At 60.2% G+C, this 20,639-nt stretch carries 15 protein-coding genes; 11 read left to right on the top strand and 4 right to left on the bottom strand.

Features of this window, described 5'->3' with window-relative positions; genetic code table 11:
• The first annotated feature begins 88 nt into the window (after window positions 1-88).
• The 4 genes from alr (at window position 89) to IB250_RS17550 (ending at window position 4,487) form a co-directional block, all read left to right on the top strand.
• Window positions 89-1,162, top strand: a complete 1,074-nt coding sequence (gene alr / locus IB250_RS17565) for an alanine racemase (protein ID WP_192345043.1) — start codon at window positions 89-91, stop codon at window positions 1,160-1,162.
• Between the two features lie 128 nt (window positions 1,163-1,290).
• Window positions 1,291-1,839, top strand: a complete 549-nt coding sequence (locus tag IB250_RS17560; protein WP_008073360.1) for a cupin domain-containing protein — start codon at window positions 1,291-1,293, stop codon at window positions 1,837-1,839.
• A gap of 182 nt (window positions 1,840-2,021) precedes the next feature.
• Window positions 2,022-2,435: a c-type cytochrome gene (locus IB250_RS17555; protein WP_192345042.1), complete on the top strand. Its 414-nt coding sequence runs from the start codon at window positions 2,022-2,024 to the stop codon at window positions 2,433-2,435.
• Window positions 2,436-2,567: 132 nt separating this feature from the next.
• Window positions 2,568-4,487: an acetyl-CoA hydrolase/transferase family protein gene (locus IB250_RS17550; RefSeq protein WP_192345041.1), complete on the top strand. Its 1,920-nt coding sequence runs from the start codon at window positions 2,568-2,570 to the stop codon at window positions 4,485-4,487.
• A 130-nt stretch (window positions 4,488-4,617) separates the two neighbouring features.
• Here the strand turns inward: IB250_RS17550 and IB250_RS17545 are convergent, their stop codons facing one another.
• Complete coding sequence (locus IB250_RS17545) at window positions 4,618-5,190, bottom strand: xanthine phosphoribosyltransferase (RefSeq protein ID WP_018927509.1); 573 nt, start codon at window positions 5,188-5,190, stop codon at window positions 4,618-4,620.
• Window positions 5,191-5,259: 69 nt separating this feature from the next.
• Window positions 5,260-7,269: a DNA helicase Rep gene (rep, locus tag IB250_RS17540; protein WP_192345040.1), complete on the bottom strand. Its 2,010-nt coding sequence runs from the start codon at window positions 7,267-7,269 to the stop codon at window positions 5,260-5,262.
• Window positions 7,270-7,531: 262 nt separating this feature from the next.
• On the opposite strand from rep, the gene IB250_RS17535 reads away from it, so the two are divergent.
• The gene (locus IB250_RS17535) at window positions 7,532-9,205 is read left to right on the top strand and encodes a putative bifunctional diguanylate cyclase/phosphodiesterase (protein ID WP_192345039.1); all 1,674 of its coding nucleotides are present in this window, start codon (window positions 7,532-7,534) and stop codon (window positions 9,203-9,205) included.
• A 108-nt stretch (window positions 9,206-9,313) separates the two neighbouring features.
• On the opposite strand, the gene IB250_RS17530 is transcribed toward IB250_RS17535, so the two are convergent.
• Entirely contained in the window at window positions 9,314-10,711 is a 1,398-nt protein-coding gene (locus tag IB250_RS17530) for a NorM family multidrug efflux MATE transporter (protein WP_192345038.1), read from the bottom strand.
• 157 nt (window positions 10,712-10,868) lie between these two features.
• Here IB250_RS17530 and IB250_RS17525 point away from each other — a divergent pair, with 157 nt between their 5' ends.
• The 3 genes from IB250_RS17525 to IB250_RS17515 all read left to right on the top strand — a co-directional run bounded on the left by IB250_RS17525 (window position 10,869) and on the right by IB250_RS17515 (window position 15,434).
• Complete coding sequence (locus tag IB250_RS17525) at window positions 10,869-11,789, top strand: LysR substrate-binding domain-containing protein (protein ID WP_007894759.1); 921 nt, start codon at window positions 10,869-10,871, stop codon at window positions 11,787-11,789.
• 185 nt (window positions 11,790-11,974) lie between these two features.
• A complete protein-coding gene (locus IB250_RS17520; protein ID WP_192345037.1) occupies window positions 11,975-13,951 on the top strand; it encodes a methyl-accepting chemotaxis protein in 1,977 nt (658 codons plus the stop codon).
• 268 nt (window positions 13,952-14,219) lie between these two features.
• On the top strand, window positions 14,220-15,434 hold the full coding sequence (locus IB250_RS17515; protein WP_008076137.1) for an aldose 1-epimerase family protein: 1,215 nt from the start codon (window positions 14,220-14,222) through the stop codon (window positions 15,432-15,434).
• Between the two features lie 42 nt (window positions 15,435-15,476).
• On the opposite strand, the gene IB250_RS17510 is transcribed toward IB250_RS17515, so the two are convergent.
• Window positions 15,477-16,976, bottom strand: coding sequence for a PLP-dependent aminotransferase family protein (locus tag IB250_RS17510; RefSeq protein ID WP_192345036.1), 1,500 nt, complete (start codon window positions 16,974-16,976; stop codon window positions 15,477-15,479).
• 152 nt (window positions 16,977-17,128) lie between these two features.
• Here IB250_RS17510 and IB250_RS17505 point away from each other — a divergent pair, with 152 nt between their 5' ends.
• From IB250_RS17505 to glyA, 3 genes are read left to right on the top strand one after another with little or no spacing between them, the layout of a single operon-like run.
• Window positions 17,129-18,379, top strand: a complete 1,251-nt coding sequence (locus IB250_RS17505) for a benzoate/H(+) symporter BenE family transporter (protein WP_192345035.1) — start codon at window positions 17,129-17,131, stop codon at window positions 18,377-18,379.
• Entirely contained in the window at window positions 18,379-19,233 is an 855-nt protein-coding gene (locus IB250_RS17500; protein WP_192345034.1) for a YggS family pyridoxal phosphate-dependent enzyme, read from the top strand. The genes IB250_RS17505 and IB250_RS17500 overlap by 1 nt, the downstream gene beginning before the upstream one ends.
• Before the next feature lie 34 nt (window positions 19,234-19,267).
• Window positions 19,268-20,533 carry a serine hydroxymethyltransferase gene (gene glyA / locus IB250_RS17495; protein WP_192345033.1) on the top strand — a complete coding sequence of 422 codons (1,266 nt, stop codon included), beginning with the start codon at window positions 19,268-19,270 and terminating at the stop codon, window positions 20,531-20,533.
• Window positions 20,534-20,639 lie beyond the last annotated feature (106 nt).

Raw genomic sequence — 20,639 nt, 5'->3', positions numbered from 1 at the left:
AGAAAGATCCCTCTCCCGGCGCTGTTGGCGGTTCACGCTGTCAGCCAGCGCCGGTTTTTTTTCAATGACCGACTAGAAGTCTGCCGCCATGCGTCCAGCCCGTGCCCTGATCGACCTTCAAGCCCTGCGCCACAACTACCGGATCGCCCGTGAAGTCACGGGGGCCAAGGCCCTCGCGGTGATCAAGGCCGATGCCTATGGTCATGGCGCGGTACGCTGCGCCCAGGCGCTGGAAGCCGAGGCGGACGGGTTTGCCGTGGCGTGCATCGAAGAAGCGTTGGAGCTGCGTGCCGCCGGCATTCGTGCACCGGTGTTGTTGCTGGAAGGTTTTTTCGAAGCCGATGAGCTGTCGTTGATCGTCGAACATGACTTCTGGTGCGTGGTGCATTCGCTGTGGCAGCTCGAGGCCATCGAAAAAGCCGCGCTGAGCAAACCGATCACGGTCTGGCTCAAGCTCGACTCGGGCATGCATCGGGTCGGCCTGCATCCGGCGGATTACCAGGCGGCCTATCAACGGCTGCTGGCCAGCGGCAAAGTGGCGAAGATCGTGCTGATGAGTCACTTCGCTCGCGCCGATGAGCTGCACTGCCAGGCTAGCGCCGAGCAGGTTGCGGTGTTCGAGGCGGCGCGTCAGGGGTTGTCGGCCGAAATCAGCCTGCGTAATTCGCCGGCGGTGCTCGGTTGGCCGCAGATTCCGAGCGATTGGGTGCGCCCAGGCATCATGCTCTACGGCGCAACGCCTTTCGAAGAGGCCAATGCCGTGGCGTCTCGCCTGCAACCGGTGATGACCCTGGAATCGAAAGTGATTTGCGTGCGTGAACTGCCGGCTGGCGAGCCGATTGGTTACGGCGCGAAATTCATCACACCCAAGCCGATGCGCGTGGGCGTGGTGGCGATGGGTTATGCCGACGGCTATCCACGTCAGGCTCCGACCGGTACGCCGGTGATGGTCGCCGGGCAGCGCAGCCAGTTGATTGGCCGCGTGTCGATGGACATGCTCTGCATCGACCTGACCGACGTGCCGCAAGCCGGCCTTGGTTCGACCGTCGAGTTGTGGGGCAAAAATATCCTCGCCAGTGACGTTGCGACGGCCGCGGGCACGATTCCTTACCAGATCTTCTGCAACCTGCGTCGAGTGCCGCTGCTCTATTCCGGGGCCTGACGAAAAACGTTCCCGACCGAAAGTCGCTTCGCCAAACAGGATTCAGGCCCAAGTGTTGTAAATACTGAACGCTGTCGCCATGATAACGCTCAATATTTCTGCAACCTGAATTCCTGGAGGCTCCAGCATTGGACGTCGGTGAACGACTGCAATCGATCCGTAAGCTCAAAGGTCTTTCCCAGCGTGAGCTCGCCAAACGCGCGGGTGTTACCAACAGCACCATTTCGATGATCGAGAAGAACAGCGTCAGCCCCTCGATCAGTTCGCTGAGGAAGGTACTGGGCGGGATTCCCATGTCCATGGTCGAATTCTTTTCCGAAGAAATCCTGCAGGAAATCCCGACTCAGATCGTCTACAAGGCCCACGAGCTGATCGATATTTCCGATGGTGCAGTGACCATGAAACTGGTCGGCCGGGCTCATCCGAGCCGGGCTATCGCGTTCCTCAATGAAATCTACCCGCCAGGCGCCGACACCGGTGAGGAGATGCTCACCCATGAGGGCGAGGAAACCGGGATTCTGGTGGAAGGTCGGCTGGAACTGGTGGTCGGGCTCGAAACATTTGTGCTCGAAGCCGGCGACAGCTACTACTTTGAAAGTACCAAGCCACACCGTTTCCGTAATCCGTTCGATGCTCCGGCGCGACTAATCAGCGCAGCTACCCCGGCGAATTTCTAAGAGAAGAGGCGTCCTGCCCGGATTGTGGAGACGCCCCTGCTGTATTTCCTTCCCACGATAAGACCCCTTCGACTTTGGGGTTGTTTCAGTGTGACGGGCTTACCGCTATACTTGCGCCCGCCTGCGAACCGTGGCCGTGGGCGTGACTAGCCACCATTGAGGGTGTACGCGTGAACCTAATTATGAAAATGCTGGCCGCACCAGCAACCGTATTGGCCCTTTGGGCAGTCAGCGCACAAGCTGCGACCAACGACGATATTGCTAAACGTCTTGAGCCCGTTGGCCAGGTTTGTGTGCAGGGCAAAGAGTGCAAGGGGATGGAAGTCGCTGCTTCTGCGGGTGGTGGTGATGCCAAAACCCCTGACTCAGTGATTGCAAAACATTGCAACGCATGCCACGGCACCGGCCTGTTGGGCGCGCCGAAAATCGGCGATGCCGCCGCCTGGGGCGAGCGCGCCAAGAAAGAAGGCGGCCTCGACGGCTTGCTGGCGAAAGCAATCTCCGGCCTCAACGCAATGCCGCCAAAAGGCACTTGCGCCGATTGCACTGATGGCGATCTCAAGGGCGCCATCCAGAAGATGTCCGGTTTGAAATAAGCCTGTCTTCAACGAAAAAGCCGCTTTCCAGCGGCTTTTTTGTGCGTGCGATTTTCCCCTGAGGCTATGCTTTGCAGCAAAGACCCGGCAAGCTCGGTCCAACCCCAATTCATGGAGCGGCGGGAGGATCAGATGGTGCAGTTGTGTTCTATCGAACAGGCGGTCGATGACGTCCTGGCGCGGTTGCCGGCGCATATCCACATGGGATTGCCGCTGGGGCTGGGCAAGCCCAATCACTTCGTCAACGCGCTGTATCAACGGATCGCGCAACTGCCCGAGCGGCAACTGACGATTTACACCGCCCTGTGCCTCGGACGCCCGCCATTGGGCGATGGCTTGCAAAAGCGTTTCCTCGAACCCTTCATCGAGCGAGTGTTCGGCGATTATCCGGAGCTGGATTTCCTCGCCGATTTGCATCGCGACAGCCTGCCGGACAACATTCACGTCCATCAATTCTTCCTGCAGCCAGGCAGCCTGCTGAACAGCACATCGGCCCAGCAGGATTACGTCAGCAGCAATTACAGCCACGCGGCCCGGGACATCAATGCCGCCGGCTTGAACCTGATCGCGCAACTGGTCGCCAGCCACAGCGAGCATCCCGATCGCCTGAGCCTGAGCTGCAACCCGGACATCACCCTCGACCTGTTGCCGATGATTGCCAAGCGCCGGGCGGCGGGGGAAACGATCCTGATGGTGGGGCAGGTACACAACGATTTGCCGTACATGCCCGGCGATGCGGAAATCGGCATCGACACCTTCGACCTGCTGATCGACGCGAAGGACAACACCACGCTGTTTTCCACGCCGAACATGCCGGTGGGTTTTCAGGATCATTTCATCGGTCTGCACGCCAGCACGCTGGTGCGCGACGGCGGCACCTTGCAGATCGGCATCGGCGCCATGGGTGATGCCCTGACGGCAGCGTTGCTGGCGCGGCAGGCTGACAGTGACGGTTACAAGGCGTTGCTGGCGGATCTGAATCTCAGCCAATGGGCGCAGTTGATTGAGCGCGAAGGGGGTATCGAACCGTTCGCCAAGGGCCTTTACGGTTGCAGCGAAATGTTCGTCAACGGCTTGCTGGTATTAGCGGATGCCGGGATCGTGCGGCGCAAAGTCTACCCGGACGTGGCGACCCAGCAGCAGGCGAATGCCGGGACGCTGGACGAGGCGGCGCAGACTGACGGCATCTCGGTGCATGGCGGATTTTTCCTCGGGCCGCGCAGTTTCTACGAGCGCTTGCGCGAGTTGCCGCAGGCTAAGCGGCTCGAATTCAACATGACCCGCATCAGCTACATCAACGAGCTCTACGGTCAGGAGGAACTCAAACGCTTGCAGCGCCTTGATGCGCGCTTCATCAACACGGTCTTCACCATGACCTTGCTCGGCGCCGGCGTGGCCGATCAACTCGAAGACGGGCGGGTGCTGAGCGGCGTCGGCGGGCAATACAACTTCGTCGTCCAGGGCCATGCGCTGGAAGGCGCGCGTTCGATACTGCTGCTGCGCAGTTGGCGCGAGTCGGGCGGTGAAGTCAGTTCGAATATCGTCTGGGAATACGGCCACTGCACGATCCCACGACATCTGCGGGACATCGTCGTCACCGAGTACGGCATCGCCGATTTGCGGGGCAAGACCGACGCGGCGGTGATCGAAGCATTGCTGAACATCAGCGACTCACGCTTCCAGCCGGGGCTGATCGAGCAGGCGCAGAACGTTGGCAAACTGCCGAAGCATTTTCGACTCGATCCGCGTTTCGCCGACAACAGCCCACAGCGGTTGCAAGCCATTCAGGCGCGGCATTCGAATCTGTTTCCAGAATATCCGCTGGGCTGTGATTTCACCGCTGAGGAACGGGATCTATTGCGGGCGCTGAACTGGTTGAAGAGCAAGTTCAAGCTCACCGAGATTCTGGAATTGGGTAAGGCTGCGCTGGATGCGCCAGCGGCTTCGGAGTTTCCGGTGCATCTGGAAAGGATGCAGCTGACGAAGCCGGAGGGGTTGAAAGAGGATTTGTTTCAGCGGTTGTTGCTGACCGGCCTGAAGGCGACCGCGTAATAACGGCCACCACAAAAACCTGTGGGAGCGGGCTTGCCCACGATGGTGGTGGAACAGCCAACATCAATGTTGAATGTTATGACCTCATCGCGGGCAAGCCCGCTCCCACAGGTTCGGTGATGCAGCGGGTTTATTCGATGAAGGTTACAACGCCATCCTTCAGCGACTGCACCCGCGCCAACGATTCAACGCGATAACCTTGGGCGTCCAGTTCCGCACGCCCCCCCTGGAACGACTTCTCGATCACGATACCCAAGCCGGCCACAGTCGCGCCGGCCTGTTTGATGATCGAGATCAGCGCTTGCGAGGCCTTACCGTTGGCCAAAAAGTCGTCGATGATCAGCACGCGGTCGCTGCTGGTCAGGTGGCGCGGGGAGATCGCCACGGTGCTTTCAGTCTGCTTGGTGAACGAGTAGACGGTCGCCGACAGCAGGTTTTCAGTCAGGGTCAGGGACTGATGCTTGCGGGCGAAAATCACCGGTACGCCAAGGTTCAGGCCGGTCATGATCGCAGGCGCGATGCCCGAGGCTTCGATGGTGACGATCTTGGTGATGCCCGAATCCTTGAACAGCGAGGCGAATTCGTCGCCGATCAGCTTCATCAGGGCCGGGTCGATCTGGTGGTTCAGAAAGGCGTCGACTTTCAGGACCTGGTCGGAAAGCACGATGCCTTCTTCGCGAATTTTCTTGTGCAGTGCTTCCATGAAGCTTTCCTCTACTGACGCCATGTGCGCCTGGCGTGTAAAAAGTGTGCGGTTAAAAAGTGCTCAATTCTAGCGCTTTAACATCGCGCGTATATCCGCCAATGCGGTATTACCGCGCACGGCTTTGACTTCAACGGGAGTGTCGTCATTGCCTTCCCAGGCCAGGTCGTCCGGCGGCAATTCATCGAGGAAGCGACTCGGTGCGCAGTCGATGATCTCGCCGTATTGCTTACGCTTGGCAGCAAAGGTGAACGCCAACGTCTGACGCGCTCGGGTAATCCCGACGTAGGCCAGGCGGCGTTCTTCTTCTATGGTGTCGGCTTCGATACTGGAGCGGTGCGGAAGGATTTCCTCTTCCATGCCCATGATGAACACGTAGGGAAATTCCAGGCCCTTGGAGGCGTGCAAGGTCATCATCTGCACGCCTTCGGCGCCGTCTTCCTCTTCCTGCTGACGCTCCAGCATGTCGCGCAGGACGAGTTTGCCGATGGCGTCTTCGACGGTCATCTCGCCTTCTTCGTCTTTCTCCAGGGTGTTCTTCAGCGCCTCGATCAGGAACCAGACGTTACCCATGCGGTAATCGGCGGCCTTGTCGCTGGAGCTGTTGGTGCGCAGCCAGTTCTCGTAGTCGATGTCCATGACCATGCTGCGCAGGGCGGAAATCGGGTCCTCGCCGGCGCATTGCTCGCGGACCTTGTCCATGAAACGCTTGAAGCGTGACAGGCGATCGGTGAAGCGCGTGTCCAGATGCTCGCCCAAACCGATTTCGTCGGTGGCAGCGTACATCGAGATTTTTCGCTCGGTGGCGTAGTTGCCCAGCTTCTCCAGCGTGGTCGAACCGATCTCCCGGCGTGGGACGTTGATCACCCGCAGGAAGGCGTTGTCGTCGTCCGGGTTCACGATCAGGCGGAAGTAGGCCATCAGGTCTTTCACTTCCTGACGCCCGAAAAAGCTGTTGCCGCCGGACAGGCGATACGGAATCTGGTGGTGCTGCAGCTTCAGCTCGATCAGCTTGGCCTGGTAGTTGCCGCGATACAGGATCGCAAAATCGCTGTAGGGCCGATCCGTGCGCAGGTGCAGGGTCAGCAGTTCCACCGCCACGCGCTCGGCTTCGGCGTCTTCGTTGCGGCAACGGATCACACGGATTTCGTCGCCGTGGCCCATCTCACTCCACAGCTGCTTTTCGAATTCGTGCGGGTTGTTGGAGATCAGCACGTTGGCGCAGCGCAGAATGCGGCTGGTCGAGCGGTAGTTTTGCTCGAGCATGACCACTTTCAGGGACGGGTAGTCGTCCTTGAGCAGCATCAGGTTTTCCGGGCGGGCGCCGCGCCAGGCGTAGATCGACTGGTCGTCGTCGCCCACCACGGTGAACTGGTTACGCTTGCCGATCAGCAGTTTTACCAGCAAGTACTGGCTGGCGTTGGTGTCCTGGTATTCGTCCACCAACAGATAGCGGACCTTGTTCTGCCATTTTTCCAGGATGTCGTCGTGTTCCTGGAACAGTTTTACCGGCAGCAGGATCAGGTCGTCGAAGTCCACTGCGTTGAACGCCTTGAGCGTGCGCTGGTAGTGGGTGTAGACGATGGCGGCGGTCTGTTCCTTGGGGTTGCGCGCGTTTTCCAGGGCTTCGGGCGGCAGGATCAGGTCGTTTTTCCACGAGCCGATCATGTTCTTGATCTCGTCGACGCCGTCGTCGCCCGAGTATTCCTTCTGCATGATGTCGGTCATCAGGGCTTTGACGTCGGTCTCGTCGAAGATCGAGAAGCCCGGTTTATAGCCCAGCCGCACGTGTTCCTTGCGGATGATGTTCAGGCCCAGGTTGTGAAAGGTGCAGACCGTCAGGCCGCGGCCTTCACCGCCCTTGAGCAGGGTGCCGACCCGTTCTTTCATCTCGCGCGCGGCCTTGTTGGTAAAGGTCATGGCGACAATGTATTGGGCGCGGATGCCACAGTTCTGGATCAGGTGCGCAATTTTGCGGGTGATCACGCTGGTCTTGCCGGAACCTGCGCCGGCGAGCACCAAAAGAGGGCCGCCGACGTAGCTCACGGCTTCTTGCTGCCGGGGATTGAGTCGGGACATACGAAATCAGGGAGTCATTAGCGAAATGGGCCGGCATTTTAACAGGCTCAGCGAATTGTGCTGCTCTCTCCGACTTGTGACGTAACACGCGATCTCTAATTGCCGGTTTTGATACTTTCACGCAGGATGCGTAGTGAATTTGCGTCTAATGTTCGTATTCAAGACGCAAAAGCTGTGTTTGATAACCGATGTCATTTGGTCATTGGTTACCCGCGCGGCATAATGCCCGCCGCCTACATCTTTGCAGAGTCTAGGAGCTAGCTTGTCTACGCCTGTCGAACCCTTGCGTTTGCTGCTACTGGCCGAAGAGCCAGCGTGGGCAGCGTTGTTGCGCGAGTGTCTGGCTCCGATGGGGAGTTCGGCTGTGCTGCTCAGCGCGCCGAGCTGGGAGTCGGTCAGTAGCCTGTTCGATGACAACCGCAGCGCGGTGTTGTTGACGATTCCCGCTCTGCAGCCAGCACCCGGCCGTTGCAACTTGCCGACGGTGTTGCTGCTCGACCACGAGCCACTGACACCGCCCGACGGTGTGAGCGACTGGTTGGTGCGCAATCTGCTGGACCCCGGCATGTTGCGCCGCTGCCTGCGCCATGTGCGTGAGCGCGGCGTGCTGGAAAACACCTTGCAGCGTCTGGCCGAGCAGGACCCGTTGACCGGTATCGCCAACCGTCAGGGTTTCCAGACCTTGCTGGCGGCGCGCCTGGCCGAAAACGATGGTCGGGGCCTGGCCCTCGGTCACCTCGACCTCGACAACTTTCGACACGCCAACGACGCGCTTGGCCATCAGGCTGGCGATCGGCTGATCCTGCAAGTGGTCTCGCGGCTGAAAAGCCAACTGGAGGCCAGCGATCAACTGGCGCGGCTGGGTAGCGATGAATTTGCCCTGCTGATCGACACCCGCCGCGCCCCTCAGCGCGCCGAATGGATGGCCGAACGCATTACCGAAGCCCTGTCCGAACCCTATTGGATCGACGGCGAAAGCCTGTTGATCGGTTCCAGCCTCGGCATCGCCCATGCACGAGCGCAGGCCGGCGCCGACCCGTTGATGTGGCACGCGCACATTGCCATGCAGCAGGCCAAGAGCACTCAGGGCTGCACGTTTCACGTCTTCAACGAACGGATCAATCGTAATGCCCGCAGCATCGCTGACCTCGAAAGCGAGCTGCGCCGGGCCTTGCGCCGCGATGAGCTGGAGTTGCATTACCAGCCTCGTCTGAACCTTGAGGACGGCCAGATCGTCGGCCTCGAAGCGTTGGTGCGCTGGCGTCATGGCGAACGCGGCTTGTTGCCTCCCAGCGAATTCGTGCCATTGGCCGAGCAAAGCGGCTTGATCGTGCCGCTGGGTTACTGGGTGATTTCCCGGGCCCTGCGGGACATGCAGGCGTTGCGCGAACGAGGTCTGCCAGCGCTGCACATGGCAATCAACCTGTCGTTCCGGCAGTTCCAGGACAGCCAGTTGCTGTCGACCCTGAGCCGGCTGATTGCCGAGCGAGGCGTCGAAGCGCAATGGCTGGAATTCGAACTGACCGAAACCGCGGTGATGCGTCGCAGCGATCTGGTCAAGCAGACCATGGATGCCCTCGGGCGTTTGGGCGTGCGCTTCTCGCTGGATGATTTCGGCACCGGGTTTTCTTCGTTCGTGCACCTCAACAGCCTGCCGATTGCGTTGTTGAAGGTCGACAAGAGCTTTGTCGGCGGCATGGAAGAGCGGGAAGAGAATCGCAAACTGGTGCACGCGATGATCAACCTGGCACACAACCTCAACCTCGAAGTGGTCGCCGAAGGTGTGGAAACGCCAGAGCAGCTGGATTTGTTGCGCGGCTTTGGTTGCGATCAAGTGCAGGGGTACCTGATCAGCAAGCCGTTGCCTTTGGCGGAACTGGTTGAGTACCTGACGTTCGGCAGCAGTCAGCAGCCTGCACTGGAAGTCGTGGTTTAAACACGGACAAATGTGGGAGCGGGCTTGCTCGCGAAAGCGGTGTATCAGTCAACGTAGATGTCGACTGACACACCGCTTTCGCGAGCAAGCCCGCTCCCACAGGGGATCTCAATCTGGCTGGGCGATTTGGAAACTCGCCCCTGACGACGGCTCACGCCGAATCATCCGCTTCATCTTCCACTCAAACGCCAGCGTCAGGCTCACCGCCGCACACGCCAGCCCCAGCGCCAGACCCCACCAGACCCCCGTTGGCCCCCAATTCAAATGGAAGGCCATCCACCAGGCGGCGGGTGCGCCGATCAGCCAATAGCAACCCAAACCCACCAGGAATGTGGTCTTGGCATCCTTGAGTCCGCGAATGCAGCCCATGGCGATGGTTTGTGTGCCGTCAAACAGCTCGAACCATGCCGCCACCGCCAACAGGCTTACGGCCAGGTTGATGACTTCGCGGAACGCCGGGTCGTTGTGGTCCAGGAACAAGCCGATCAACTGATGCGGCAGCAGCCAGAAGACCATCGCAAAACCCAGCATTGCCGCCGCACCAAAGGCGATCCCGACCCGTCCGGCCAGCCGCGCATCAAGCAATTGCCCGGCGCCGTAATGTTGGCCGATGCGCATGGTGATCGCGTAGGAAAGCCCCGCCGGAATCATGAACGCCACCGAGACGATTTGCAGGGCGATCTGGTGCGCCGCCAGTTGCGTACTGCCCATGGTGCCCATGCACAGCGCGGCGAAGGCGAATAGACCGACTTCCACCGCATAGGTGCCGCCAATCGGCAGGCCCAGGCGCCACAGTTCCTTCAAGTACTGACGGTTGGGCCGCGACAGACCCTGGCGCAATGGATACGCGTCGTAGGCCGGATGCCGACGAATATGCAGCGCGAGCGCCAGCGCCATGAGGTTGGCAACGATCGCCGTGACCAGGCCGATGCCCACCAGGCCCATTTTCGGCAGACCGAACATGCCGGTGATCAACGCATAGTTGAGCAGGAAATTGGCCACGGTGCCGGCGAGGCTGATGACCATCACCGGTGTCGCCCGGCCGATGGCGCTGGTGAAACCACGCAGCGCCATGAAGCTCAGGTAGCCGGGCAGGGCGAACGGCAGGATCAACAGAAACTGGCCGGCAGCCTGGACGTTGGTTTCGGTCTGGCCGAACAGCAGCAACACCGGTTTGAGGTTCCACAGCAGCAAACCCGCCACCAGCGCCATCAACCATGCCAGCCACAACCCGGCTTGGGTCAGCCGCGCCGCGCCGATGATGTCACCTGCGCCCTGACGGATCGCTACCAGGGTGCCAACGGCCGCAATCACGCCGATGCAGAAAATCGACACGAACGAATACGTCGCCGCGCCCAGACCGCCGCCGGCCAGTGCTTCGGGGCTCAGGCGCGCCATCATCAATGTGTCGGTGAGGACCATCAGCATGTGCGCCAACTGCGAGGCAATCAACGGCCCCGCCAGCCGCAGGATGGCCCAGAGTTCACTACGCGCTGGATGCTGCATGATCATCACGCTCGATTGTCAGAGAGAACAGGAAGCGTCGATTCTCGGCGCTCTGCGGGGTTTTCACAAAGGGATAAAAAGGATGGGTGGCATGATTAAAACTCATGCAGGGGAGTTTCTGATAAGTTGGTTCCATCGCGCTATAGGAGCCTTCCTGATGTCCCGTCGTCTTCCTCCCTTGTATGCCCTTCGAGCATTCGAAGCGGCGGCGCGGCATAGCTCGTTTACTCGCGCGGCCGAAGAACTGTCGATCACGCAAAGTGCGGTCAGTCGGCACATTCGTACGCTCGAAGAGCATTTCGCCTGTCGGCTGTTTCATCGCAGCGGGCGCAACCTGCAACTGACCGAATCGGCGCGGCTGATCCTGCCCGGCATTCGCGAAGGCTTCACCGCCCTCGAGCGGGCCTGCAATACCTTGCGTGCCGAAGACGACATCTTGCGCATGAAAGCCCCATCGACCCTGACCATGCGCTGGCTGTTGGCGCGGCTCAGTCGTTTTCGGCACCTGCGACCGGGGAACGAGGTGCAATTGACCAGCGCCTGGATGGACATCGATACGGTGGACTTCAACCATGAACCCTTCGACTGCGCCGTCATCCTCAGCAACGGGCATTTTCCACCGGACTGGGAGGCAACTTTCCTGTTCCCCGAAGAACTGATTCCGGTGGGCGCGCCGAATCTTCTGAAGGATCAACCGTGGGACGTTGCGCGCCTGGCCAGTACCGAGTTGCTGCACCCGACGCCGGACCGCCGCGACTGGCGCAACTGGCTGGAGCGCATGGGCCTGACCGATCAAGTCTCGCTCAAGGGTGGGCAGGTGTTCGACACGCTGGAGTTGGGCATGATCGCCGCTGCCCGAGGTTACGGCGTGTCCATGGGCGATTTGCTGATGGTGGCGGAGGATGTCGCACAGGGACGTTTGAGTCTGCCGTGGCCGACGGCCGTCGCCAGTGGTGAGAATTATTACCTGGTCTGGCCGAAAACTCGCCCCGGCGGCGAACGTTTGCGTCGCCTCAGCGATTTTCTGCAGGGCGAAGTCCGGGCCATGGAATTACCGGATGTCGAACGTCTGGGTTGAATCGATGGAGCCGCCGCAATGGCGGCCTTGAGCCATATCCCCGTTAATTACTCAAGTATTCAGCTTTGCCGCCGAAAATCTGCTGATGGGACCTTGGTGCAGGTTCCGTGTTTTCCCCACCATCAGAAATTTTGCCGAGTGTGCGATGGGATCAGAATGATCCGGCCACTGGGTCAGGAGCTGTCATGTCTCAACCTCGTGCTCGGATTGCCTCACAGCTGGGTCTTGCGCTTGCCGTGATTCTGGCGATTGTCATCAGTGGCAGTACCGTGTTCGCCCTGCGCTCGCTGGACACCGCGAACCTCGCCACCCGCGAAGAGCATCTGGCCAGTGAGGCCCGCCTGCTTGCCGATCAGTTGAGCACCTTTCACGGCACCTTGCGTGAAAGCACCCAGCGCCTGGCCGGCCTGTTCGAGAAGCGCTTCAGCGCCGGTTTGAGCGTGCATCCGGATGAGCCGGTGACCGTGGCGGGCGTGCAGACTCCGGGCCTGCACTTGGGCAGTGAAGTGTTGAACAACAACTTTGCGGAAGTCGACGAGTTCAAGCAGATGACCGCTGGTGTCGCGACCGTGTTCGTGCGCAGTGGTGAAGAGTTCATTCGGGTCAGCACGAATGTCACCAAACAAGACGGCAGCCGTGCCATTGGCACTCTGCTCGACCACGCGAACCCGGCTTACGCCCGTTTGATGGCGGGGCAGAACTACGTGGGGCGAGCGTTGCTTTTCGAACGCTTCTACATGTCGCAGTACACCCCCGTACGCGACAGCAGCGGCAAGATCATTGCCGTGCTGTACGTAGGATTCGATTACACCGACGCGCAGAACGCGCAGTTCGCCAACCTCAAACGCTTCCGCATCGGCCAGACCGGCTCCCTGGCGTTGCTGGATGAACAAGGCAAATGGCTGGTGCCGATTGCCGGGGTGCAAGCGCTGGATCAGGCGGTCCCGAGCATTGTCGGTCTGACCAAGACACCGGGCAAAGGCGATTTCTGGAACGACACGTCGCAAGATTTTTACAGTGTTGCCGTGCCGTTCGAAGGCGGGCCGTGGTCGGTGGTGGCGAGCATGCCGAAAACCGAAATCCGCGCCGTGACCTGGAGCGTCGGCATTCAATTGGCGATCGGCAGCCTGCTGGCGATGTTGCTGGCAGTCGGTTCGGCTGTCTGGTTGCTGCGCAGCAAACTGGCGCCACTGGGTGATCTGGTGCGTCAGGCCGAAGCCTTGGGTGCCGGTGATTTGAGTGTTCGCCTGAACGTGTCGAGCAATGACGAAATCGGCCAACTTGCCCGCGCCTTCAACCAGATGAGCCAGGCTCTGTCGACCATGGTCGAGCACATCCGTAAAGCCTCGGGCGAGGTCAACAGCCGCGCCCAGGCGTTGTCCGGTTTGTCCGGTGGCGCCTATGAAGGGATGGAGCAGCAGTCTGGCGAAATCACCAGCATGGCCGGCGCCGTAGAAGAATTCAGCGCCACCTCGTTGAACATTGCCGACAACATGGGCAACACCCAGCGACTGGCGCAGGAAAACGCACAGCAAACCCAGATCGGTCGTACGTCGATGGACGAAGCGTCCTCATCCCTGGAGCAAATCGCCGGTGCTCTGAACAGCACCGCGACGGTGATCAATACCTTGGGGCAGCGCTCCCAGGAAATCGGCGGCATTGTCGGGGTGATTACCGCGATCGCCGAGCAAACCAACCTGCTGGCGCTCAACGCCGCCATTGAAGCCGCCCGCGCCGGTGAGCAGGGCCGCGGATTTGCGGTGGTGGCCGATGAGGTGCGCAACCTGGCTTCACGTACCCGCCAGGCCACAGACGAAATTTCCGGGATGATCCAAAGCATCCAGCAGGAAACCGGCAACGCCATCAGCACCATGGAGCAGGGCAACGTGCTGATGCAGGAAGGCCTGTCGCGCAACGCCAACGTCGCTTCGGCACTGGCACGGATCGATGAACAAAGCCGCTCGGCCGGTCAGCAATTCGCCGCCATCACTACCGCGACCCAGGAACAAAGCAGCACCGCGACCTTGCTCAGCAGCAATCTGCAAAGCATCGCTTTGGCGAACAGTGAACAGCGCGAAGTGGTGTCGAACCTGGCTGTGACTGCCAAAGAGCTGGAGAAGCTCGCGGCGGACTTGCGGCATGAGGTTGACCGGTTTCGTTGAGTCGCCTCTGAAATCCCTTCGCGAGCAAGCCCGCTCCCACAGTAGATCTGCGGTGAACACAGTATGTGTGAACACCCGAGATCAAATGTGGGAGCGGGCTTGCTCGCGAAGGGATCGACCTCAATTCAAGGATTTGTCCCAAATCTGCGGATCAATTCCTCTCTAGTCGTCTTCCTTGGCATTTAGCACCAGTGTCTCGATTTTTATGCTTGCTGAAACGTTTCTTCAAGTCTATAAAATTGGCACAACTCCAAGAAAGGCTGCTGCCATGACCCCGCTCAAACTCTTCGTTGCCCTCAGCGCACTGTCCGCTGCTTCCCAAGCCATGGCCTGGGATTATGTTTTGCTCGACACCGACAAAGCCGCCCAGAACTGGCAGATCACCAGCCAGCAACTCGGCGTGAAAACCGACAAACCTTTCAGCGTCACCCTGCGCACTTTGCACGGTGGGCGGCAGGAGGGCGTCAGCATCGTCGACATCGATAACGGCACGATGAAACTCTCGGTGGTGCCGACTCGTGGCATGAACGTCCTGCAGGCCTCGGTCGGCGATGTGCGCATGGGCTGGGATTCGCCGGTCAAGGAAGTGGTCAACCCGTCCTTCATCGAACTCAACGGCCGTGGTGGCCTGGGCTGGCTGGAAGGTTTCAACGAACTGGTCACCCGCTGCGGCTACGAATGGGTCGGCCACCCCGGCATCGACAACGGCGAACTGCTGACCCTGCACGGTCGCGCCGCCAACATTCCTGCGAACAAAGTCACCCTGCACATCGATGAAAAACCGCCGTACGCCATCACCCTGCGCGGCGAACTGAAAGAACAGGCGTTCAAGAAAGTCGACTTCTCCGTCGCGACCGAACTGGTCACCGAACCTGGCAGCGTAGCGTTCGCCCTCAACGACACTCTGACCAACAACGGCGACTATCCGAAGGAATACCAAGCGCTGTATCACAGCAACTTCAGCACCCCGTTCCTGGAGCAGGGCGCCCGCTTCGCCGCGCCGGTTAAGCAAGTTTCGCCGTTCAACGACAAAGCCAAAGGCGATCTGCCGGACTGGCAAACCTACCGCGCACCGACCAAGGACTACGACGAAACGGTTTACAACGTGGTGCCGTATGCCGATGCCAAGGGCGATACGTTGACCGTGCTGCATAACAAGGCCGGTAGCCTGGGTGTCTCGGTCGGCTTCAATACGCAAACACTGCCCGTGTTCTCCCTGTGGAAAAACACCGATACCCAAGGCCAGGGCTATGTCACGGGGCTGGAGCCTGGGACGAGTTTTTCCTACAACCGCCGGTATCAACGGCCACTGAACCTGGTGCCGACGATTGGGCCGAAGGAACAGAAGCAGTTCGGGATCAGCTACAGCTTGTTGGCGGATAAGGCGGCTGTGGATAAGGCGTTGAAGCGGGTGAGCGAGATTCAGGGTGGGCGGGAGACTGAGGTGCGGCAGACGCCGTTGGTTGATCTGACCAAGGGGTGATGCTGACTCTATGCCTTGGGCCACTGGCCGCTTGACGCTGCTCTACCTGGTTTTCAGCGCATTGGCCAGGCGCAGCATGGCGGCTTCGATTTCATAAGCGGTCAAGGACGAGTAACCCAATAGCCAACCTTGTTTCTTCTGATCGCCGGCGTACAACCGGCTGAGGCCGGAAAGCTGCACGCCCGCGCTGGCTGCCTGGCGGATGGTTTTTTCCTCCGACCAGCCATCATGCAGCAGGCAGGGAATTTGCAGCCCGCCCTGGGGGCGCAAGGCGGTCACGATGCCGTCCAAATGCTTGCCAATGGCGTCGAGCATGATGGTTCGGCGCCCGGCATAGAGCTTGCGCATGGCCCGGACATGGGCGTTGTAATGGCCGTCTTCCATAAAACGCGCCAGGGTCAGTTGCAGGATTTGGGGCGTATGGCCGTCCATCATGCTGCGCGCGTAGGTGAAGGCTTTGATCAACTCGTGGGGCAAGACCATGTAGCCCATTCGCAACCCGGGGTAGAGGGTCTTGCTGAAGGTGCCGAGGTAGAGGGTGCGCTGGTATTTGTCGAGGCCCTGCACGCAGGCGGTCGGCTGCCCGTCGTAATGAAACTCGCTGTCGTAGTCATCTTCGAGGATCCATTTGCCCTTCTCTGCGGCCCAGTTGATCAGCTCGAGCCGGCGTTCCAGCGGCAAGGTCGCGCCGGTGGGGTATTGATGAGAAGGCGTGACATAGACGCAGTTGGCGCCGCTGCGATCGGCGTACAGCAGGTCGGTGCGTATGCCCAGTTTATCGACATCGATGGGCAGAACCTTGGTCTCGGCGGTTTCAAAGGCTTTCCTGGCACCAAAATAACCCGGGTTTTCCAGCAGGATCGGTTTGCCGGCGTCCACCAACAACTGCGCACACAGAAAGAGTGCTTGGCGAGTGCTGCTCAGCACCAGGATCTGGTCGGCGGAGCACTTGGCCCCACGTTCGAGGTTCAAGTAGGTGGCGATGGCCTTGCGCAGCGGCTCGGCACCTTGCGGGTCGCCGTGCAGCAGCACGTTGGCGCGATAGTCCTTCATCACCTGGCGTTGCAGGCGCTCCCAGACATCGGTGGGGAAAGTGCGGGTTTCCGGCAGGCCGGTCGCAAACGCCTTGATCACCTGCTGATCAGTCACGCCGCCACTGTCGAAGATCATCCGCCCGCGCTGGCTCAATCCCGCCCCCGGTGCCGCCTGGTTGCCTTTGACCTCTTGCGCCTTGATGCGTCGGCGCGCTGCGCCGCGCAATTCGGTACCCAGCGTTTCACAGACATAACTGCCAGCCCCCTCGCGCCGCACGATAAAACCGTCGCGGTGCAGTTGCACATAGGCGTTCTCAACGGTATCGCGGGCAATCCCCAGTGACTTGGCCAGGACCCGAGTCGCAGGCAGCTTCAAGCCTGGTTCAAGGGCGCCTTCGAGGATCAATGCACGCAATGCGCGTTGAATCCGCTGGTGCAGATCCAACAGCTGAAACTCGACATCGCTGAGGCGCATTTTGAGCGTTTCCAGTTCGAACGTTCTAGCCATGCGGTCTGCTCTGATTGAATAAATTGGCCTGTAGTAGCAGGCCATCCTATCCGTAGAATCCGCCCCTCGCCACTGCCTCTGCGCTCGGTCATTTCAGCGCTATAAATCCCCTCACCCGGGCCAACACCTCGTTTGCAAGGAGCAAAGCAATCGTGTCTTCTTCAGCATCCCCATCGCCCCTGCGTTTACGCGATCTTCTGCATCCGATCGTCGCCGGGCTGATTTCAGTCATCGTCAACTATGGCGGCACGTTCATCCTGGTTTTTCAGGCCGCCAAAGTCGCCGGGCTCAGCCCCGAGATGACGGCGTCGTGGGTATGGTCGGTGTCAATTGGCGTGGGTATTACCGGGCTGTTTCTCAGTTGGGTGAGTCGTGAGCCGATCATCACTGCCTGGTCGACACCCGCCGCGGCCTTTTTGGTCGTCGCGCTGTCGACTACGCCCTACGCCGAGGCAGTAGGTGCGTACATCATTTCAGCCGCCGCCTTCGTGCTGCTGGGTTTGTCCGGCTGCTTCGAAAAAGTCATCCGACTGATTCCGTCGGGTGTGGCTGCGGGTCTGCTGGCCGGTATCTTGCTGCAGTTCGGTATCGGCGCATTTGGTGGCATGAGTCTTGACCCGGTGTTGGTCGGGTTGCTGATTGCCGCTTACGTTGTGCTCAAGCGCTTTACCGCGCGCTACGCGGTGGTGGGCATTCTGGTGCTGGGGTTGGCGTTTCTTCTGACGCAGGGCCGTGTAGAACTGTCGGGGCTGGCGCTGCAATTCGCGGCGCCGGTATTCACCCAGCCTGAGTTTTCGATCAATGCGCTGCTCAGCGTGGCGCTGCCGCTGTTTCTGATCACCCTCACCGGCCAGTACATGCCGGGCATGCTGGTACTGCGCAACGATGGTTTCAGTACCAGCGCTAACCCTATCCTGACTGTCACGGGGTTGGGCTCGCTGCTGATGGCACCCTTCGGTTCCCACGCCTTCAACGTCGCGGCGATCACTGCGGCCATCTGCACCGGCAAGGAAGCCTCGGAGGATCCGTCCAAGCGCTGGGTCGCCGGGGTTGCCGCGGGATTGTTCTACATCCTCGTAGGGGTTTTCGGGGTGACCCTCGCCGCAGTGTTCATGGCGTTCCCGCCCACCTTCATTACGACGCTGGCCGGGCTGGCCCTGCTCGGCACTATCGGCGCCAGCCTGGCCAGTGCCATGGCTGACGTCAAAACCCGCGAAGCCTCGCTGATCACCTTTCTGGCGTGCGCCGCGAACATCACCTTGCTGGGGATCGGTGGGGCGTTTTGGGGATTGCTGATTGGTATGGCGGCCTACGCCTTACTCAATGGGCGCTTGCCGCGTCGCGAGGCGGTGGTCATTCCGACTGCCGACGCTGTTGTGACAACCAAAGGAGTCACCCATTGATGCTCGATCAATTGGAAGAAACCGTCACCCTTCACGAGCGTCATGGCCGTTACCCACAGGCCACCAGCGTTGAGGACTTTCGCCGCAACCTGGCAGCCGTGCAGCAGCGAATCGCCAATGCCTGTCAGCGGGTCGGACGTGATCCGGCGAGTGTGCGCCTGCTGCCGGTCAGCAAAACCTTTGACGAAGCTCATCTGCGTCTGGCCTATGCCGCCGGCTGCCGGCTACTGGGTGAGAACAAAGTGCAGGAAGCGCAGCGCAAATCGCAGGCGATGGCCGATCTGGCCGATCTGCGATGGTCGGTTATCGGCCACCTGCAAACCAACAAGGCCAGGCAGGTGGCGCGTTTTGCCAGTGAGTTTCAGGCGCTGGACAGCCTGCGAGTGGCCGAGGCTCTGGATCGTCGCCTGCACATCGAGGGGCGCCAACTGGATGTGTTCGTTCAGGTCAATACCTCCGGCGAAGCCAGCAAATACGGCTTGGCGCCCGAAGCCGTCGCGGACTTTTTGTACGCCCTGCCGGCGTTCTCGGCGTTACGGGTGCGTGGTTTGATGACGCTGGCGCTGTTTTCGGCCGACGTGGTCCGTGTCCGCCCTTGCTTTGTACGGCTGCGCGAACTGCGCGAGCGCTTGCGCCAGCACGCCCCGGCGGGCGTCGGGCTGGAGGAACTGTCCATGGGCATGTCTGGTGACTTCGAAATCGCCATTGAAGAAGGGGCGACCGTGGTGCGTGTCGGTCAGGCCATCTTCGGCGCACGTGCCATGCCGGATGCCTACTACTGGCCGACCGCGGATGCCCGTCCGGAAAGTGACGAGCACACAGGAAGCCATCCGATGCCCTCTGCACCGTTGTAAACCGGCTTATTTTTCCAACCAAGGACCCCTTCATATGTACGACTCAACGCTGACCCTTGAAGCATTCGACGCCGAGCTGTGTGAGGCGATTCATAACGAAGAACATCGTCAGGAAGACCACGTCGAACTGATCGCTTCCGAAAATTACGCCAGCCCTCTGGTGATGAAAATCCAGAGCACCGTGCTCACCAATAAATATGCCGAAGGCTATCCAGGCAAGCGCTACTACAGCGGCTGCGAATATGTCGATGTGGCCGAGCGTCTGGCCATCGAGCGGGTCAAGGCCCTGTTCAACTGCGACTACGCCAACGTGCAGCCGCATGCGGGTGCACAGGCGAACGCCGCGGTATTCCTGGCGTTGATCAATCCCGGCGATACGGTGATGGGCATGAACCTGGCCCAAGGTGGCCACCTGACCCATGGCAACCCTTCAAACTTCTCGGGCCGTCATTACAAGATCGTTCCTTATGGCCTTGACCCGGAGACGGGCTTTCTCGACTACGACGAGATGGAACGTATTGCGCTGGAAACCCGGCCGAAGATGCTGATCGGTGGTTTTTCCGCCTACTCCCGGTACAAAGACTGGGCGCGCATGCGGGCGATTGCCGACAAGGTCGGAGCCATTTTCTGGGTCGACATGGCCCACGTCGCAGGGTTGGTCGCCGCGGGAGAATACCCGGACCCATTGCCGCATGCCCATGTGGTCACCAGCACCACGCACAAGACCCTGCGGGGCCCACGGGGTGGCTTGATTTTGTCCAAGGGGCAAGATGAAGCATTCTACAAAAAACTCGATTCTGCGGTATTCCCGGGTGTTCAGGGCGGCCCATTGATGCACCAGATCGCCGCCAAAGCCGTCGCTTTCAAGGAAGCACTGAGGCCCGAGTTCAAAACCTATCAGATCCAAGTGGTGATCAACGCCCGGGCCATGGCGGCCGTGCTGCAAGAGCGGGGTTACAAGATCGTCTCCGGTGGCACCGACAATCACATGATGCTAATCGACCTGTCCGACAGGCCCTATACCGGCAAGGAAGCCGATGCGGCACTGAGCAATGCCTACATCACCGCTAACAAGAACTCGGTGCCCAACGACCCGCGCTCACCGTTCGTGACTTCCGGGCTGCGCATCGGTACCCCAGCCATCACCACCCGTGGTTTCGGCGTGATCGAATGTGAACAATTGGCGGGCTGGTTGTGCGACGTACTGGACGCCCTGGAAAACGGCGACAGCGAAAGGGTCGGGCACCACGTGCGCGAACAGGTGGTGGAGCTCTGCCGCCGTCATCCTGTCTATCGTTAACCCTGTTACTCCGGGCTATTACCAGGCTGATGTCCATCATTGGGCGAAAAACCAGGCGCGCGGCAAGGCGCCTGGGACGAACGGGTGCATCCGATGCCAACCTGTC

The organism is Pseudomonas sp. PDM09 (assembly GCF_014852305.1).
GTDB lineage: Bacteria > Pseudomonadota > Gammaproteobacteria > Pseudomonadales > Pseudomonadaceae > Aquipseudomonas.
The sequence above is the reverse complement of the archived record's forward strand: the minus strand, read 5'-3'. Positions and strand labels throughout refer to the sequence as shown.

Bases quoted from the DNA above. Each gene is read 5' to 3' on its own strand.
- alr (WP_192345043.1), top strand. From the start codon at position 89: ATGCGTCCAGCCCGTGCCCTGATCGACCTTCAAGCCCTGCGCCACAAC.
- IB250_RS17525 (WP_007894759.1), top strand. From the start codon at position 10,869: ATGTCCCGTCGTCTTCCTCCCTTGTATGCCCTTCGAGCATTCGAAGCG.
- IB250_RS17500 (WP_192345034.1), top strand. From the start codon at position 18,379: ATGCTCGATCAATTGGAAGAAACCGTCACCCTTCACGAGCGTCATGGC.
- glyA (WP_192345033.1), top strand. From the start codon at position 19,268: ATGTACGACTCAACGCTGACCCTTGAAGCATTCGACGCCGAGCTGTGT.
- IB250_RS17520 (WP_192345037.1), top strand. From the start codon at position 11,975: ATGTCTCAACCTCGTGCTCGGATTGCCTCACAGCTGGGTCTTGCGCTT.
- IB250_RS17510 (WP_192345036.1), bottom strand. From the start codon at position 16,976: ATGGCTAGAACGTTCGAACTGGAAACGCTCAAAATGCGCCTCAGCGAT.
- rep (WP_192345040.1), bottom strand. From the start codon at position 7,269: ATGTCCCGACTCAATCCCCGGCAGCAAGAAGCCGTGAGCTACGTCGGC.
- IB250_RS17555 (WP_192345042.1), top strand. From the start codon at position 2,022: ATGAAAATGCTGGCCGCACCAGCAACCGTATTGGCCCTTTGGGCAGTC.
- IB250_RS17545 (WP_018927509.1), bottom strand. From the start codon at position 5,190: ATGGAAGCACTGCACAAGAAAATTCGCGAAGAAGGCATCGTGCTTTCC.
- IB250_RS17530 (WP_192345038.1), bottom strand. From the start codon at position 10,711: ATGCAGCATCCAGCGCGTAGTGAACTCTGGGCCATCCTGCGGCTGGCG.
- IB250_RS17515 (WP_008076137.1), top strand. From the start codon at position 14,220: ATGACCCCGCTCAAACTCTTCGTTGCCCTCAGCGCACTGTCCGCTGCT.
- IB250_RS17550 (WP_192345041.1), top strand. From the start codon at position 2,568: ATGGTGCAGTTGTGTTCTATCGAACAGGCGGTCGATGACGTCCTGGCG.